The following is a 407-nucleotide window of genomic DNA, read 5'->3' as shown; positions in this document are numbered from 1 at the left end:
AGCCGTTGGCGCCGCATCCGCACGGCCAACCACAGCAGCAGCCCGAACGCCGGGACCATCACGCAGCCGTAGACCGCGTAGAAACCGTACTCACCGAAGTGTGAGGAGCCGTTCCACAGGGCGTGCGTCGCCATGGCCAGCGTCAACCCGAGCAGCGGCAGGCCGATCCGGCGCGAACGGCGGGCGCTGAGCGAGGCCGCCCCGAAGCCGAGGCCCTTCAGCACGGTGAACAGCGGGTGCGCGAACGGCGACAGCACGACCCGTACGAAGAACGTCGCCGCCGTCACGGAGTCCAGTACGCCGGTGCCGTTGGCCACGTCCTCGTAGAAGGCGTTGCCCAGGTAGAGGATGTTCTCGGTGAAGGCGAAGCCGGTGGCGGTGAACCCGGCGAGCACGAACCCGTCGGC

General features: G+C 69.0%; 1 protein-coding gene. It reads right to left on the bottom strand.

Going from position 1 to position 407, the window contains the following annotated elements; all coding sequences use genetic code 11:
* Nucleotides 1-407, bottom strand: a 407-nt coding sequence (locus G3I71_RS49015; protein WP_164325461.1) for a PrsW family intramembrane metalloprotease, incomplete at both ends; no start/stop codon positions are given.

The organism is Streptomyces sp. SID12501 (assembly GCF_010550245.1).
Classification (GTDB): domain Bacteria; phylum Actinomycetota; class Actinomycetes; order Streptomycetales; family Streptomycetaceae; genus Streptomyces.
This window is presented reverse-complemented; position numbering and strand designations above follow the sequence as displayed.